This is a genomic window from Chryseobacterium sp. CH21, from assembly GCF_004119445.1.
Classification (GTDB): domain Bacteria; phylum Bacteroidota; class Bacteroidia; order Flavobacteriales; family Weeksellaceae; genus Chryseobacterium.
On record NZ_QICI01000003.1, the window covers coordinates 19,436 to 35,863 of the forward strand.

Consider the following 16,428-nt stretch of genomic DNA (forward strand, 5'->3'; position numbering starts at 1 on the left):
ATTTTATCTGTTTAACTTTCATACAACCAAACGCGAAGCAGCGACAACAACTGATCAATATCTACAGGTTTTGAGATATAATCCGAAGCTCCGGCCGTAATGCATTTCTCACGGTCGCCAATCATTGATTTTGCGGTTACTGCTATAATAGGCAGCCTTTTAAATGCCGGCATTTTTCTGATCTGTTTTATGGTTTCATAGCCATCCATTTCCGGCATCATCATATCCATTAAAATGACATCTATATCCGGATGTTGATGAATTTGCTCCAAGGCATGCTTTCCGTCCATGGCTACGATAACCTCCACTTTATATTTTTCCAGTGCTTTGGTTAAAGAAAAAATATTGCGGACATCATCATCGGTAATCAGTACTTTTTTGCCACTCAGAACCTCTGTTAAAGAGCCCAGCATTCTGCCTGTGTTACTTTCTGCTGAATTGTTTTTTTCTTCTACCAGATGCAGGAACAACCCTACTTCATCTAAAATTCTTTGGTATGAGTGTGCTGTTTTTACAACAATTGAATCTGCATACTGTTTTATTTTAAGCTCTTCTTCTTTAGATAAATGATGTTCTGTAAAGATGATGATGGGAAGGTTTTCCAGTCCTTCATGGCTTTTGATGGATTCTATGACGTGATAATCATTTCCTTTTGTGCTTCCAATATCCAGAATAACGCAGTCCACAAGATCCGAAGTCAGTGCTTTTACACTATCTTCCACTGTATGTTCTACGGATAAAGAAATATTAAAATTGCTCAGGAAATAAGACAGTGCACTGGCATGTTTGGCATTTTCTTCTACAATCAGAACTTTTTGAGATCCTTTTTTCAAAGCTTCTTCAATTGTTTTGAATACGTCGGTCATTTTATCCAAAGCTACCGGCTTGTTAATGAAGTCAACAGCACCTTTCATCAAACTTTCTTTTTTAAGATGAAGCACAGACATCATATGAACCGGAATATGTTTGGTATAAAGATCAGACTTCAGTTCGTCCATGACCTCCCAGCCATCTTTTACAGGAAGCTGAACGTCCAGTAAAATAGCATGCGGATGGTACTTCTGAGCCGCTGAAAGCCCATGGTCTCCTCTTACTACAACCACTCCTTTATAGCTCTGCAAATGGGCATATTTCAATAAAGCTTTTGCAAAATTGATATCATCTTCAATGATCAGAATAACTTTATCTCCTTCCTGAATATTTTCTCTGTCGTCCGCTACATCTTCAGGAATTTCAAGGGTATTTACGGGAATTAATTTTGTTTCTCCATCATCAAGAATATTTTGGATTTCTTCCACATCTTCACGGATCACCTCTACAAGATCCTGATCTGTTTCAGAGTGCGTGATTTCAGTTACGGCATATACAGGAATGATAAAACTGAACTCACTTCCCTTGTCTATCTCGCTTTTCAGAACCAGCTCACCTCCAAGAAGTCTTGCAATTTCGCGACTTATCGACAGCCCCAAACCTGTACCTCCGAACTTTCTTTTGGTAGAGCCGTCTGCCTGCTGAAATGCTTCAAAGATGATTTTTTGCTTGTCCTCAGCAATTCCAACACCTGTATCTTTCACTGAGAATATAATAAAAGCAGGTTTTTCAGAATGTTTTTTGATGTGTAAACCGATGCTTCCTTTTGTGGTAAATTTTAAAGCATTTGACAATAAATTTCTCAATACCTGATCGATTCTTAGGCGGTCACTTTCGATAACCTTCTGTACATTTGCATCAATTTCGATATTAAACGGAAGCGCTTTCTCCTGGAATACCGGATTGAAAAGACTTTTCAGATCTTTCACCACTTCTTCAAGGGTTACGTCCTGATATTCAAGAGTCATTTTACCGGATTCTATTTTGGCAAGATCCAGAATTTCATCAATAAGGGTTAATAAGCTTGTTCCCGAACTATGAATTACTTTGGCAGATTCCATCTGGTCTTCATTGAGATTTTCATCAGGATTTTCCGTCATTAATCGGGATAAAAGAAGAATTGAATTCAGTGGAGTACGCAATTCGTGGGACATATTGGCTAAAAACTCAGATTTGTATTTGGTGCTTAATGCCAGCTCCTCTACTTTTTTCTGAATTTCATTATTACGTTCAGCAATCAAATGATTTTTTTCTTCCAGCAATCTAGAACGTTCTTCCAGTTCTGCATTGGCCTGCATCAGCTCTTCCTGCTGTACTTTAAGCTCTTCTTCCGATGCCTGAAGTTTTTGGGTTTGTGCTTCCAGTTCTGTATTCAGATTTTCAAGCTCAGAGTGCTGAACCTGCAATTCTTCAGACTGCGTCTGCGTTTCTTCCAGCAGCTGCTGTTCTTTTTCTCTGCCTTTTGCTGCGCTCAGGGCAATTCCTATATTGGTGCAACATTCCTCAAAGTAGCTTATTCTGTCTTCCTCAAAATTAGAAGTAGCTCCAAGCTCCAATACTCCTATTATGTGGCCGTCGGCAAACAGCGGAAGCAATATAATTCCGTAAATTTTTATGGTACTGCTGGCAAAAGTGACCACAAAATCCTCTTCATGAAGGTTATTATAAACCTGTGTCTTCGCATTAACAAAAGCCTGTCCCACCATTCCTTCTCCGGGCTCAAAAGCTTTTTTCATATTGGATTCTAATCCAAATGCTTTATTAAGCTTTAAAATACCTTCATCATATAAATACAGGGAGCCATTAATGCAATTTCCGTATTCAATCAGCTGCATTAAAGATTTATTGGAAACTTCCTGCACAGTCTTATTCCCTACCAGGGATTCATTGAGTAAAGCAAGTCCTTTCTGACGCCAGTCACTCTTATTAATTTTATCAAAAGAGGTTTTGAGGGATTCTGTCATGTGATTGAGAGATCCTACAAGATCTCCAAGATCATCTTGAGCATTATCCGCTATTTTTTCACTGTAATCACCATTAGCTACTCTGTTGGCTATCTTTTGAATAGCACTTACACGGCGTGTCATTTCTTCATCTTTTTCTTTAAGCATTTTCTCCAGCTTATCTCTTCGGATAAGATCTGCACGCATCTTTATATAGAAGAATGTAGTGACTACTACTGCAGCCATTGCAGAAAAAAGGATAAAAATAACAGTTGTACCGGAGGAACGGTTGAGATCGTTATTTTTAAATTCAACCTGACTTTCTTCATATTGTACAAAATCATTGACAATTTTCCGGCACTGATCCATATAGGTTTTACCCTCCGTAATCTCCTGTTGCGTCATGATAATACCTCTTCGTCTGTTCTCAACCAAATGCTTCAGGTTCTGCATTACCTGATCAACTGCTGTTTTTAAACCGGCAAGTCTTTGAATTTGATTCTGATCATTGATACCCAAAGATTCAGCACGTACCAAAGCTTTAGGATATTCTCTTAATCCCCGTTTATAAGGTTCAAGAAAATCTTCCCTTCCGGTAAGCTGATACCCTCTGTTTCCTGTTTCTGCATCCAGTAAAGCAACCAGCACATCTTTCACGGCTGTTACAGAACGTCTGCTTTTGGAAAGACTTTCACGGTGATTCATTTGATTTTGAATACTCCAATAAGAGGCCAGTGAGCTGGCTATTAAAATCAAAAGGGAAAGACCTACTCCAAACTGAAGATTTCTTATTATTTTTTTCGGCATTAAAATTAGTTTAGTGGTAATGTGAAATAAAAAGTAGATCCTTCATCTACTATACTGGAAACGCCAACGTTTCCATGATGTTGTTTGATGATCTCGGAGCAGATAAACAATCCGATTCCCATTCCCTGAAACTGTAGAGAAGATTCTTCTACACGATAGAATTTTTTGAAGACAGCATCCTGTTTAAAATCCGGGATACCAATTCCAAAATCGGTTACATTCACTCTTACTTCTTCAGCTTCTTCATCTACAAAAGTGGTGACAATAACCTGATTATTATCTGGTGAATATTTGATAGCATTGGTCAGAAAGTTAATGAGCACCTGCTCTATACGGATTTCGTCTAAAGGAATTAAAATATCCGGTTTTGTTCCGTGACGCTCAATTTTCACTTCACGCTGATCATGAGTTTGTATGATTGTTTCAATTGCATTACTGATCAAATTTTCCAGATTAACGGGTTTTTTATTGATTTTCAGCTTGCCATTTTCTATTTTAGAAACATCCAGCAGGTCAGTGATCAGGGTATTCAGCTTTTCAATCTGCCCCTGAACTTTTGTTACAAATCCTGCTTCTGAGCTTTCTTTATCGAGTTTCAATTTTCTTTCTAATAGCTGAACATAGGCTTTAATACTTGTTAAAGGAGTCTTCAGCTCATGGCTTGCGATGCTTAAAAATTCATCTTTTTCTTTTTCAACTTTCTTCTGATCATCAATATCGGTAAAAGTTCCCACCCAGTTTTTAATACGGCCTTCATCATATACCGGAGTTACTCTAAGCAAATGATAGCGATAATTACCTGAAACCACATTTTTAATTCTAACTTCCAGCTCAAGAGCTTTTCCTTTTTTTCTGCATCTCTCAAATTCTTCTGTGATATCAGGGTCATCGGGATATATTTCAGGAAAATTCTGTTCGGAATCTGAATATTCATACCATTTACCATTCACAAAATCAACGGTTCCTGATTCATTCAGGGTAAATGCAATTTGTGGAAGTGACTCCAGCATTAAGTGAAAATGGTCTATCTGAGACTTCATCGTCACTTGTGATTCACGTCTTCCCTTAACCTCCAGCTCAAGATTCTGCTGAGTCTTTTTCATTGCTATATTCTGCTCCTGAAGATTATAGAATGTTTTTACTTTGAGTAAAAGAATTTCAGGATCTACAGGTTTGGTGACATAGTCTTTAGCACCAGAAGCATAGCCTTTTGTTATAAATTTTTTGTCTGTATTGACAGCGGATAAAAATATAATGGGAACTTCTTTAGTTTTACTATAATCTGCCAGTGTTTCTGCTACTTCAAAGCCGTCCATATCAGGCATCTGAACATCCAGAATAATGAGGGCATAGTCATTCTTAAGGGCTTTACCCAGAGCCTCTTCACCAGAATTGGCTGTTTCCACCTGAAAATCTTTGGACTCTAGTAATTTTTGCAATGAATAAAGATTACTTTGATTGTCATCAACAATTAAAATCATAGAAGTTAAAATCAATAATTAGTTACAGATATTTAAACCTCAAAAATACTTACAATATTTCAAAGCATAGCAATTTTTAAAGTGTTATGAATAACTATTTCATACCACATTTTGTGCTTTAAACAGGAATAAAATGAGGATTAAGGCAGTTCATCTCATTTAAAAAAAATTTTATATAATTTCACAGAAAGCCAGATGATAAAACTCCTAAAACATACTTGAGCATTCATTATTAAAGATGTCCCCTTCAATCAATATCCTGAGCATTAAGCTACTCCGCCAAATAATTTGTAATTTTATGATCTCAGCCAGGCCTCATAGTTCAATGGATAGAATAAAAGTTTCCTAAACTTTAGATCCAGGTTCGATCCCTGGTGGGGCTACCAGACAGGGATAAGCTGTTTTTTTATCATTTTTTCATTATTCAAATCATATAACCTGTTGGATATAAGTGATATACTGCTTAATATAGAATTCACTCTGTTAGTTCGATAATCAATTCCTGTAAACTCAAGATTTTCGGGATATATCGAACTAATTATTTTTCTTTTTGCTTCTACACTACTTGATTGGTATAATAATGATAAGTTAGATATAACTGATAGAGCCTTGTTTAAACGATCATCAACTTTTTCGGGATTACGAGTAGCAATTAAACAAGAATGAAGTTCATTTTCCAGAATTTCAATTTTTTGTTTATACTGTGCTTTAATAATCATATAATCGTCATCTTCAATCTTTTCTGATAATAATTTTTCCAGTGCAAGAGCTATTTTAGCATTACAATTCTTTATTTCAGAAATTATTTTCTTTCTTCTATCGCCAGCTTTGCTATTGTACTTTTTATAAGCTGTTAATAGGATATTTTGTAAGATTTTCTGAACCGATGGAAGAAATTCATATTTCTTTAATTCCTCAACAAAAAGATTATTGGTAAGTTCAGCACTTTGTCTAAATCCACAAGATGATTTGCAAGATAGTAATAATATATTTTCTGACTTCCCTTTGATCCACTAGCAGTTAAATTTCTCCCACATTTAGGACAAGTCAAAAAACCTCTCAATGGAAAAACCTCAGCAGAACTAAATTTTACATACTTTCGGATTTTTCTTTTATTACTTCTAAAATTAATTGAACTTTATTAAATAGGGTCTCACTTACAAGAGGAACATGTAAAGATTTATTTTATATTTTTAAACCATCTTTTAGACAACGTTTTTGACTTCATTCTTAGTGGTCAATTTAGTCAGGAATTAGGTGGTCAGTTTATCTGGAATATACACTATAAGCCCAATTACGATTTTTTTCATACGTTTTAAGCAGGAAATCTTGAAGTCTTTTATTGTTTGCCATTTGAACAAATCCACCTGGAATATAAATAGCTCTATAATTTTGTAAATCAACATCTTCAAGAGAAAATGATTTTTTTGTTCAAAACACCTGAGAAAATTAAGATCAAGGAAATCATCATTTTTGTAGATCTGGCAGTAGATTGTTCTTTGCTAATTGCAAAATCAATTACATATTTATTCTTTATAAAAATAAAATAGGGACGAAATGTCTCAGGAAGAAGATGCCCTAAAGAAGCATTGCAAGGAATAATAAATAAAATCTTTTGTTTCATTAGTTTCATTACTTTTTTTGACAAATTTTAGAAATTATCTATTATGGATCAAACATTTAACAATAAGTATATTAAAAGTTTCGATCAACAGAACTTTTAATACATTTCTAATTCAACCTTAAGGGTTGGCACAGTCAATACAACACTCAACACTTTTAATATTCATATCAAGTTGGTAATGAAATATTCTTATTGTTAAAAAAATTTATGTAGTCATTCAGATAAGATTTAAAAAAATGAGTTGTCATTCTTAAATAATTTCTTTTCTAATACTGAGATGCATGAATAAAAAACAATCTGGTTTTCACAATTAAATGAAATCCCAGATTATTTTTTTTTGGATAAATATATTGTTAAAATACTTCAGCACTAAAAACAATTATCATTTAATGTACTTTTTAATAGAAGGATCTTAACTTTTGTAATCTCTGCAAGTTGAACTATAGTGTTTGCTCCAAGTATTTCCATTATTGATAAATTAATACCAAGGTTAGACTGAATAGCTACAACTAATTCAACCGACATTATGGAATCAAATCCAAGATCTGTTAATTTACTGTCAGGAGTTAATAACTCTTTATTACCACCTGTAATCTCAGTAATTAATTCTTTAATTCCATCTATGATAATATGATCCCATTTTGTCTCTTCCAGTGTAAAAAGATTACTGATAAAAGCAGATAAAGATTCATTATGCTGACTATCAAGTAAACCACTTAATCTTTTCCAGGAACCAGGAAGGGAATCAGACATTTTATTCCAATCTACATCAATAATACCAATGTGGTTTTGAAAGTTCCTGATGGCATCACCCATTAAGTTAAGTCCAACCGATGGAGGAATTAATTTAAACCCGATATTGGTTAAATGAGATTGTACCATGTGGTTTCTTGCTACCATCCCTGTTTCTGCCATAGCTCCCCAACTTATACTTGTAGAAGGAAACCCTTGTCTTATTCTGTCTAATGTGAGTCCATCTAAAAAGCAATTCGCTGTAACATAAGCCAGCTGTCCTGGATTACCAATATAACTTAATGCAGAGGAATAGCATATAAAGAATTTTAAAGGGATATCTTTCGTTTGTTCATGAAGATATAATGCTCCTTGTGCTTTAGGTAAAAACACCTTGTCGAAAGAATCATTTGTAATAGATTCTATAACAGAATCTTCAAGAACAGCCGCTGCATGGATAACACCAGTCAATTGTAGCTTTTTATCCGAAGAGTAGTCTAAAGCTATTTTTACGGATTCTTTATTGGTAACATCTATTTGAATAGGGTACACCGAACAACCATATGCTTCTATTTTTTTTTGAATCGGCAAGTCTCCATTGGTTATTTTTCCGTTTCTGCTTGCCAGTATAAGATGCTTCACACCTTGTCCTGCCAACCACAATGCTGTTCTCAAACCAAAACCACTACAACCTCCGGTTATTAAAACACATTCATTTTCTTTGAAGCTTAAATTTTCTCTTAATTCCGGAACCGTTTCAATGTCTTGATTTGTAAAATCTATAATGGCTTTTCCGGAAAAGTTTCCAGAAGCTAATTTTTTGAAAGCTTCTTTGCTTTGCCCTACTGTAAAGACTTCATAAGGAAGCGATGGTAGTTTTTTTTCAGAGTAAGCATGAAGGAAGCTTTCAAAAAATTCTCGAAAACGAAGTGGTGACAGCAGTATACTTTTATCAAGATCAAATGCAATAAACTGTATGCTTTTGTTAAAGGGAAGAAGTGATAATTTGTTATTGGTTGTAATATCCTGCTTACCTATTTCTATAAATCTTCCTGATGTTCTGATTAGACGTAAACTTCTATATAAAGCAGGCCCAGCCAATGAGTTTAACACCACATCAACACCCTGTTCATTAGTATGCTCTAAAATATCTTCATAAAAATTCAATGATCTTGAATCATAAATATTTTCAATACCCATTGTTTTTAGTAGGGCTCTTTTTTCATCGGTACCCGCAGTAGCATATATTATAGCACCTCTACTTAATGCTATATTACATGCTGCCAGTCCCACGCCTCCTGCAGCCGCATGAATAAGTATACGCTCTCCTTTTTGTAAATGTCCGAGTTCAACCAATGTTACCCAAGCAGTAAGATAAACTAAAAAGGTTGAACTTTCCAGGAAAGAAATTTCTTCAGGCAATTTGTGTACAAAATCCTTATTTACATTAATATATGTTCTTAAACCATTCCCATTGAAATAGACTCTGTCGCCTACTTTAAATTCAGTAACAGAGGGATGTAGCTGTGTAATAATACCTGCACCTTCCATACCAAAATCAGTTCCAAAAAGGGTATTCTCCAATGCAGCTTCATTCAACAATCCCATAGCCTTCATAGCATCTTTAAAATTAAGGGATGACGCAGCTACCTTTATTTGTACTTCGTTAATACCTGGGGCTTCTACCTCCATATTTCTGAAAACAATACTATCTATTTTACCTTTTTGTAATATATCGAATCGGAAGGCTTGATTTTCTTTTTTCTTTGTCAGATTTTTCGCCCTTTGTGGATAAGAAATATCCTCTCGTACTAGCTTACCTTGGCTCCATCCAGATGTAGTATAAATTAACTCCTCTTCTTTAAATGAACTTTGAACAAGTGTTTGCAGCCCATTTTCATCCAATGAATGCTGCAAATCAATAGTTTTTAATTGGATGTGTGGCATTTCAATAGCAACGACCCTGGCAAAACCTGTCAACGCTGTATGATGAGGAGATATTTTCTCGATCGTTGGAAGGGTTTCATCGATAAGACCATATTGTACCAATAGTAATAAACGATGCAGCTGCTTCTTTACAACATTATGCTGTAATAATGTAATTAACCGGTGACAATCAGCCAAGGCGTCCACCACGCTATCCTTTTCAGCTTTTGATGCAATGTATACTAATTGAAACTCTTTATCTTGAATTGAGCTCAATTCATCGACCGGAATAAAGTGAATCGGAAGTTCGGAAGGAAAAGAAAGAGTATTAAATACTGAGCGATCACCAGTTGCTACTAAAGGAATCTGAGCAAACTTATCATTTCCTGTCAACTGATAGGGAGCGAAACTATATTTGTATATCCACTTCTGCTGTTGGTTGGAATCACTCTCAATTTGTGCTGTTTTACAAAACAACCCTTGAAGATCAACTAAGATATTTCCGTCCCTATCTAACAATTGTAAATTTCCTGTAAGATTACTTGCTGTTTCCTCAATGATACTTGCTACACAATAAACAGTTGATGACAAAGGAGCAAATACTTTAATGCTATCAATTTTAATGGGGAGATAGGTTTTACCGGGGTTATTGTTGGCAGACAAAAGCAAAATAGATTGAAATGCTCCATCCAAAATAGCAGGAGATACAATAGACTGCACTTCTGACCCTTCTTTTAATGAATTTTGTAAAACAGCAAACACTTCATTACTATTTACAAATGAGTAAGAAGAAATGGTTTGAAACGATGTTTGATAGTTCAGTCCAATAGATGAAAAATAACGGTAGGCATCAGTCTTTTTAAAAACTTCAGGAAACAACAGCAGTGAGCTAATATTACGAATTGGCAAAGGTATATATTTATCAGTGGTCCATGCTATGCCCTTTGCATGAACAGTCCAGTTATTATTAATTTTTGACGAAATAGAAAACACCCCATCAGGGCTTAGCGCAGTAAACAGTTCCGGGAATTCTCCTTCTCTAAAGGAAAGTGGTGAAGTAAATTCTATGAAGTCTGCAATCAACGTTCCACCTGATGACTTAGCGGATAGTACTGATAATATACTTTCTATATATCCCGCCCCGGGAAAAATGATGCTATTTCCGATTTGGTGATCTTTGAAATATGATAAAGCAGGTCTGTTTATTTGTGTTTTCCAGCAAATATCAGGTCCATCCAGTTTTTCCTGCAAAAAAGGATTTGCATTATTTTCTCCTGCTAGAAAACTGCTGATTTCATTTGCTTGCATCCATGACTCTTCTTTATCCCAACCATATCCAGGTAACCTTATTGGTTGACCATTAATTCCCGGATTTAATGAAACGTTAACACCCGCCCCAATAAGACCTTCTATATTTGCGTCAATAGAAGCTCTTTCTTCAGAGTGACGTTTTAATGTATAAAAAGTATTTACCCTTGCTCCCAAGTCCGCAGCTATTTCTCTGATAGAGCCACCTAATACAGGATGCGGACCAATTTCCATAAAATTAGTATAACCCTGGCTAATAAGATTTCCAAGAGTCTGACTGAAAAACACTTCGTAACGTATATTCATCCACCAGTATTCAGCATTATGTGCCACTGAATTAACCCGTTGTGAAGTGACCGTTGAGTATAAAGGAATGACAGGTAAAGTAGGTTTGACAAAGGAGAATGCTTCCAGGGATTCTTCTTTCAGTATCTCAGCCTGTGAAGAATGATAAGCTACTTCTACCCGCACAAATTTTGAAAAAATACCATCACTTGTTAGCTGTCGATCAAGTAGGCTTAAGTCATCTTCAGCTCCTGCTATCGTTAACGATTGCGGAGAGTTAATAGTCGCTATTTCTAAAGTTGAAAATGATTTTAAGTAATGAGCAGCATTTTCATAATCCAATCCAACAGATAGTAATGTACCTCTACCTGCTATTTTTTGAAGAATTGTTCCTCTGTGATATACCATCTCAACCCCTTCTTCCAAAGTCATCGCCTTAGCAATAACTGCCGCAGCAACTTCTCCTACACTATGTCCAATTATTGCATCCGGCTGTACTCCTTTTGATGCTAACATCTCACTAAGCCCTATTTGTATAAAAAAGTTGGCAGGCTGGGCTAAATAATTTTTGGTAATTTGTGATGTAGCTTCTGGCTTCTGCATCTCAGCAAGCAGTGAATAACCAGCAATAGCACTATAAATTGCATCACATTTATCTATGGTGTTCCTAAATACGCTATTCTCATTATAAAGCTCTTTTCCCATACCATACCATTGAGGCCCCATACCTGTAAATACCCAGACTAATCTTTGATCATGGGTTGCTGATACTTTAGGATATTCCTCTTTTTGTAATTTTAGTTCAATAGCCTCTATCAATCCTTCTCTACTTCCTGCTTCCAGCACCCAGGCAAAGTCATGTCTAGTTTTCCTTTTAGTTAACGTATAGGCTAAATTATTAAGGGATATAGCCTTTTCTTTCTCAAGAAAATTCAGCAAATTTTCTGCATTCTCTTTCAATGACCTTACTGATTTGCCTGAAATGACAAATTGATAAGTCTTTAAATTTTCTTTAATTTGAGGAGAAACCACCTGATCAAACCCCGATAAAATAGCATGTCCATTGGTTCCACCATATCCAAAGGAATTAACAGCTGCCAGAGTTGGTTTTTTATCTAAATACCAATTATCTCCCCGTAAAGGGATATTGATATTTAGCTCATCAAAAGGTATATGAGAGGCTAATGGGCCAAGGTTCATGTGGGGTAAAATTTCTCTATTTTTCAGTACTAATGCTGCTTTAATAACTCCAGCTACGCCGGAAGCTGCCTCTGTATGACCAATATTTATCTTTACTGAACCCACAGGTAAGGGGGATTTTCTATCTTTACCATATATATATCCCAACGCACCCAATTCAATGGGATCACCGGCCTTTGTACCAGTACCGTGAGCCTCTACATAATCTATGGAAGATGGGGATATATTACATGCCTTAAGAGCATCTTTTATAACATTGATTTGGGCTTCCTGGTTGGGGAGGGATATCCCCTCTGTCCTCCCATCCTGGTTAATGGCAGTACTTTCGATAACAGCATAAATATCATCATTATCTTCTATTGCCTTATCAAGTTCTTTTAAGACGATCAGACCAGCACCTTCTCCTCTTCCATACCCGTCAGCTTGTTCAAAAAAAGCTTTAGATCTTCCGTCTCTGGCCAGATATTTTCCCTTAGACATTAATATACTTGCAGCAGGATTGATCATTATATTCACTCCTCCGGCAATGGCAATATCCGTTTCATTATTTTTAATAGCCTGGCAAGCTAAGTGGATAGCAACCATTGATGAAGAACAGGCTGTATCAACACTAAAAGAAGGACCCATTAGGTCAAAAGCATGGGATAGCCTGTTAGATAGTAACGTAGCGGTACCTGCCGTAGGAGTATGTGTGTTTATGTATCGTAATGTGTCACCTGTGGTTCGTAACAATAAATTATCTAACATAAATCCACCAATAAAAACCCCTGTATTTGTCTTTTTGAGTGAATGAATATCCAATCCAGCATCATCGAATGCTTCATAAGCTATTTCAAGTAAAAGTTTTTGCTGAGGATCAAGTGTCATACTTTCCCTGGCCGAAATACCAAAAAAGTTATAATCAAAATCATAAATACTTTGTTGTAAAAATGCACCTTTTTTTGTATACATTTTTCCCGGAGCATCTTCATTGTGATCATAGAATTTATCCAAACTCCACCGGTCGGTCGGAACATCAACTATAGCATCTTTACAGTTTTTTAACTGGGTCCAGAAGCTTTCGGAATTGGTAATATTGCCTGCATATCGGCAACCAATCCCAATAATGGCAATCTTTTTTTGTTTCATAGAAATATTTGTAATTTAGGTTTGTTTCTTATAATAATTTAAAGCGATCGGAATTCATTTTCATATGCGAAGGAGTACAAATCTTTAAATCTCCTTTCAACATCTATCTCGGGAACATCTGCCATGATTTCTTTAAGAGTAGTGGTATCAAACTGATGGTGAGGAATCATTAAGTAATGAGAGAGTACTGGAGCTATCACGTCATAATATTGCTTTTCTGTTTTCGTCATGGTTTCACGAAGTGGAGGAGCATCGATAAGCTCACATCTTATACCTTCATAACTGCATATACACTGAAGCAAATAAGTGATGGATACCTGATTTACACTCACAGCATTTAGTTGTTCAATCATATTATTATCAAATGAACAGGCGATCGTTTTAGCTACATAATCAACAGGAACAATATTCATACTACCTGTTGGATTTGACTCAATTCTGATTTTTTCTCCCGGTTGAATTATATCTGTAGATGAACATGCCAGTAAAAACTTACCTAACATATAGAATACATTGAACTCTGGAGTGTAATATAGAGGTTCATCAAGCATGCGTCCACAAATACTAGAAGGTCTTATAATCTGCCATTTTTTTCATGCTGCTGGCAATATTGAATAAGCTCCAGCTCCATCTTTATTTTGAACTCCTCATATGGAATTCTATGTTGTAAAATTTCCTCAACAACAGGATTATGATTCTCATCAAACGAGATGTACTGGTTGGAGACTACAGGATTATACCTGCCTTTAGAAAAAGTAGTGCTTATAAAAATAAACCTATATAATCTTGGAGTAACCCATTGCAATATATGCTTGGTAGCCAGATAGTTATGAGTAAAAACTTTTTCATGTGCCGCAGCTGTATTAGATAAATCCGTTTCTGCAGCAGCATGTATAACATAGAAATTATTGTAATTTCCAAGAACTTCAAGATGTACATTGGTGAGCTCTTCTATAGCTGCTTCAATAAGAACAATATGTTTCAGGAGTTCATCCTCATTATATTTATCCAGATAAGCAGGTCTAAAGCGATGCCTAACTATTGACACTAATCTTTCATGTCCAGTTTGACCGGACTTAGATCTTATAATTACTATTAGCTTTCCTTTTTTTTGACCATCTGCATATTGGCGCAATAGTTCATACAATACATGTCTTCCAAGTATTCCCGTTGCTCCGGTAATCAGTATATTTGTTTTTATCATTGGAAAAAATTTTTATATAATAAGAAGTAAGTACAGATCTATACATATGAAATAATAAAAAACCTATATTTTTATTTTATTTTCAAAAATAAACAATTATTAGCTATTTTTTAACATAAAAAAACCGTAATTTAAAACATTTTTTAAATTTGCATTAATACAATTTAAAAATTACTCTTTAAAAAAAATGGTTTGGAAAATAAATACCTAATTGTCGCATTGAATTTGGCAGAACCTGCAATATGATATTTGCCCGAGTGTTGAAATAAATGAATACATCATCCCTATTCAAAATAAATTACTATAGTTTTTCTAATATTCTACTATTTTTAATATAATATTATCAAATTATAATTCATTAGAGCCTTAGTGAAAGCAGTAAAAATACTCATCATTAGCATAAACTAAATTATAGTCAAAATCTTAAAATTGAAAGAACAAAATTACCGTCACTCATTGTGAAGGTAAACATAAATACAAAAATATAGAGATTTTGTGTTTTTGTTATTTTGTATTTATTCCATTAGATTCAGATACCTTTAGTGCCTAAGCTAAAATATTTGCAAATATGATGGCATTTTGTACCTGCATCCCTCCTGAAATATATCCATTACCCGCATAGCCATAAGAAGATTTCTGTATGGGGCGATAACCACCTGAACTTGGAGCGACAAAAGGTTCAATAGTTACGCTATTATATTCATTTGCATTTTCATTACTTAAAAATCCACCATCTCCAAACCAAACAAAATTTAAGGAAGAATGTCTTAATCCAGAAATTCCTGTTCTAGAGGTAGTACTGTTAATTGGCTGAGCATAGCTATAGGGAATAAAACCACTGGTAAGACCAGAAATATTTACGGTTGTAGAAGCATCTTCACCCCAGTTTTTTCCTCTGACATCTCCAAAGGGGCCATTCAATATTGGATCGTTTGTGTTGGAAATAGCATATACGGAACCTGCTCCACCTCCATAAACGGTAGAAATCGCCGGATCAGAAAATATTGCTCTCATTAAGTTTTGAGAAGAAGGTGTATCATCTCCAAATGCGATCAAAACCCCTTTGTTATTTAAATAGTTAGCAAAATATCCCGCTGCGGTAGCATCTGCAATATAAGGATATCCAACAATTACGATATCTGGCTTATTATTTAATGCTGTAAGTAATACTGAATTTGCAGGAGATGCCCCTAAAGAAGTGTGCGTGTATCCACCTGATTTTACTATACTTGTTGCTACTGTTCCAAAATTAGTTGAGGAGTCCATTAAACTTCTAGAAGGCCCTGTATAAGCACTATATCCATAAGCCGTCTCAGCTCCGATATGTAAAACCTTTTTAATAGGGATAGTTATAACCACAATAATACTACAAGTACTCGCTCCATCCGCACTATTGCTGGTTATTGTCATAACTTTATCAGCTGTGGAAGTTGGTATCCCACTTCCCGTTAATGTTAAATTTTGATTGCCACTAACTGTAAAAGTACCCGCTCCCCTAAATGAAATACCATCCACTGTGTTTGTTATAACAGAATAACTTCCTAACGTTGTAACAGTTACAGGCAATACAATCGTATTAGTACTGCTTAAGGCTGTACCTTTTGTATACACACCATTTACCATGGCACTACCACAAGATAGAGAAAATGTTCCAGCAGCGGTTAAGACATTAACACTGACAACAGGTGTACATGTAGTACCTACTCCATTTGCAGAAAAAGATAAACACTAAATACCCCAAACCAACCCCGAAAAAATAATTTTCAGCTAAAATGATACGCCTTTTTCTTTTAGTTCTTGAATACTTTCTTGAGATTATTGCTTTTGATAGTATTTATACGATCCTAAAGTTCAATAATCCTTCTAATAATAGTCTATTTCTAAAATATAAAATAAACTGAAGTGTGAGGCATTGTTATT

The 16,428-nt window shown here is 35.3% G+C and carries 8 protein-coding genes and 1 tRNA gene; 1 reads left to right on the forward strand and 8 read right to left on the reverse strand.

What is annotated here, in order from left to right; translation table 11 throughout:
• Nucleotides 1–11: 11 nt before the first annotated feature.
• Both BOQ62_RS00365 and BOQ62_RS00370 read right to left on the reverse strand, forming a co-directional pair.
• Nucleotides 12–3,620 carry a response regulator gene (locus tag BOQ62_RS00365; protein WP_129036483.1) on the reverse strand — a complete coding sequence of 1,203 codons (3,609 nt, stop codon included), beginning with the start codon at nucleotides 3,618–3,620 and terminating at the stop codon, nucleotides 12–14.
• Nucleotides 3,621–3,625: 5 nt separating this feature from the next.
• Nucleotides 3,626–5,101 carry a response regulator gene (locus tag BOQ62_RS00370; RefSeq protein ID WP_129036484.1) on the reverse strand — a complete coding sequence of 492 codons (1,476 nt, stop codon included), beginning with the start codon at nucleotides 5,099–5,101 and terminating at the stop codon, nucleotides 3,626–3,628.
• Nucleotides 5,102–5,412: 311 nt separating this feature from the next.
• Between BOQ62_RS00370 and BOQ62_RS00375 the strand changes: the two genes are divergently transcribed.
• Nucleotides 5,413–5,487, forward strand: a tRNA-Arg gene (locus BOQ62_RS00375).
• Here BOQ62_RS00375 and BOQ62_RS00380 read toward each other — a convergent pair.
• The 6 genes from BOQ62_RS00380 to BOQ62_RS00400 all read right to left on the reverse strand — a co-directional run bounded on the left by BOQ62_RS00380 (nucleotide 5,482) and on the right by BOQ62_RS00400 (nucleotide 16,119).
• Nucleotides 5,482–5,820 (reverse strand): hypothetical protein, encoded by a 339-nt coding sequence (locus BOQ62_RS00380; protein WP_129036485.1) that lies wholly within the window; start codon nucleotides 5,818–5,820, stop codon nucleotides 5,482–5,484. The genes BOQ62_RS00375 and BOQ62_RS00380 overlap by 6 nt on opposite strands.
• 188 nt (nucleotides 5,821–6,008) lie before the next feature.
• On the reverse strand, nucleotides 6,009–6,164 hold the full coding sequence (locus BOQ62_RS24185; RefSeq protein WP_410494156.1) for a zinc ribbon domain-containing protein: 156 nt from the start codon (nucleotides 6,162–6,164) through the stop codon (nucleotides 6,009–6,011).
• Nucleotides 6,165–7,094: 930 nt separating this feature from the next.
• Nucleotides 7,095–13,304 (reverse strand): type I polyketide synthase, encoded by a 6,210-nt coding sequence (locus BOQ62_RS00385; RefSeq protein WP_129036486.1) that lies wholly within the window; start codon nucleotides 13,302–13,304, stop codon nucleotides 7,095–7,097.
• Between the two features lie 38 nt (nucleotides 13,305–13,342).
• Nucleotides 13,343–13,657, reverse strand: coding sequence for a hypothetical protein (locus tag BOQ62_RS00390; protein ID WP_129036487.1), 315 nt, complete (start codon nucleotides 13,655–13,657; stop codon nucleotides 13,343–13,345).
• A 221-nt stretch (nucleotides 13,658–13,878) separates the two neighbouring features.
• Nucleotides 13,879–14,508: an SDR family oxidoreductase gene (locus BOQ62_RS00395; RefSeq protein ID WP_129036488.1), complete on the reverse strand. Its 630-nt coding sequence runs from the start codon at nucleotides 14,506–14,508 to the stop codon at nucleotides 13,879–13,881.
• Between the two features lie 546 nt (nucleotides 14,509–15,054).
• Complete coding sequence (locus BOQ62_RS00400; protein WP_129036489.1) at nucleotides 15,055–16,119, reverse strand: hypothetical protein; 1,065 nt, start codon at nucleotides 16,117–16,119, stop codon at nucleotides 15,055–15,057.
• Nucleotides 16,120–16,428: the final 309 nt, after the last annotated feature.

Bases quoted from the DNA above. Each gene is read 5' to 3' on its own strand.
- BOQ62_RS00385 (WP_129036486.1), bottom strand. From the start codon at position 13,304: ATGAAACAAAAAAAGATTGCCATTATTGGGATTGGTTGCCGATATGCA.
- BOQ62_RS00380 (WP_129036485.1), bottom strand. From the start codon at position 5,820: ATGATTATTAAAGCACAGTATAAACAAAAAATTGAAATTCTGGAAAAT.
- BOQ62_RS00395 (WP_129036488.1), bottom strand. From the start codon at position 14,508: ATGATAAAAACAAATATACTGATTACCGGAGCAACGGGAATACTTGGA.
- BOQ62_RS00365 (WP_129036483.1), bottom strand. From the start codon at position 3,620: ATGCCGAAAAAAATAATAAGAAATCTTCAGTTTGGAGTAGGTCTTTCC.
- BOQ62_RS00370 (WP_129036484.1), bottom strand. From the start codon at position 5,101: ATGATTTTAATTGTTGATGACAATCAAAGTAATCTTTATTCATTGCAA.
- BOQ62_RS00390 (WP_129036487.1), bottom strand. From the start codon at position 13,657: ATGATTGAACAACTAAATGCTGTGAGTGTAAATCAGGTATCCATCACT.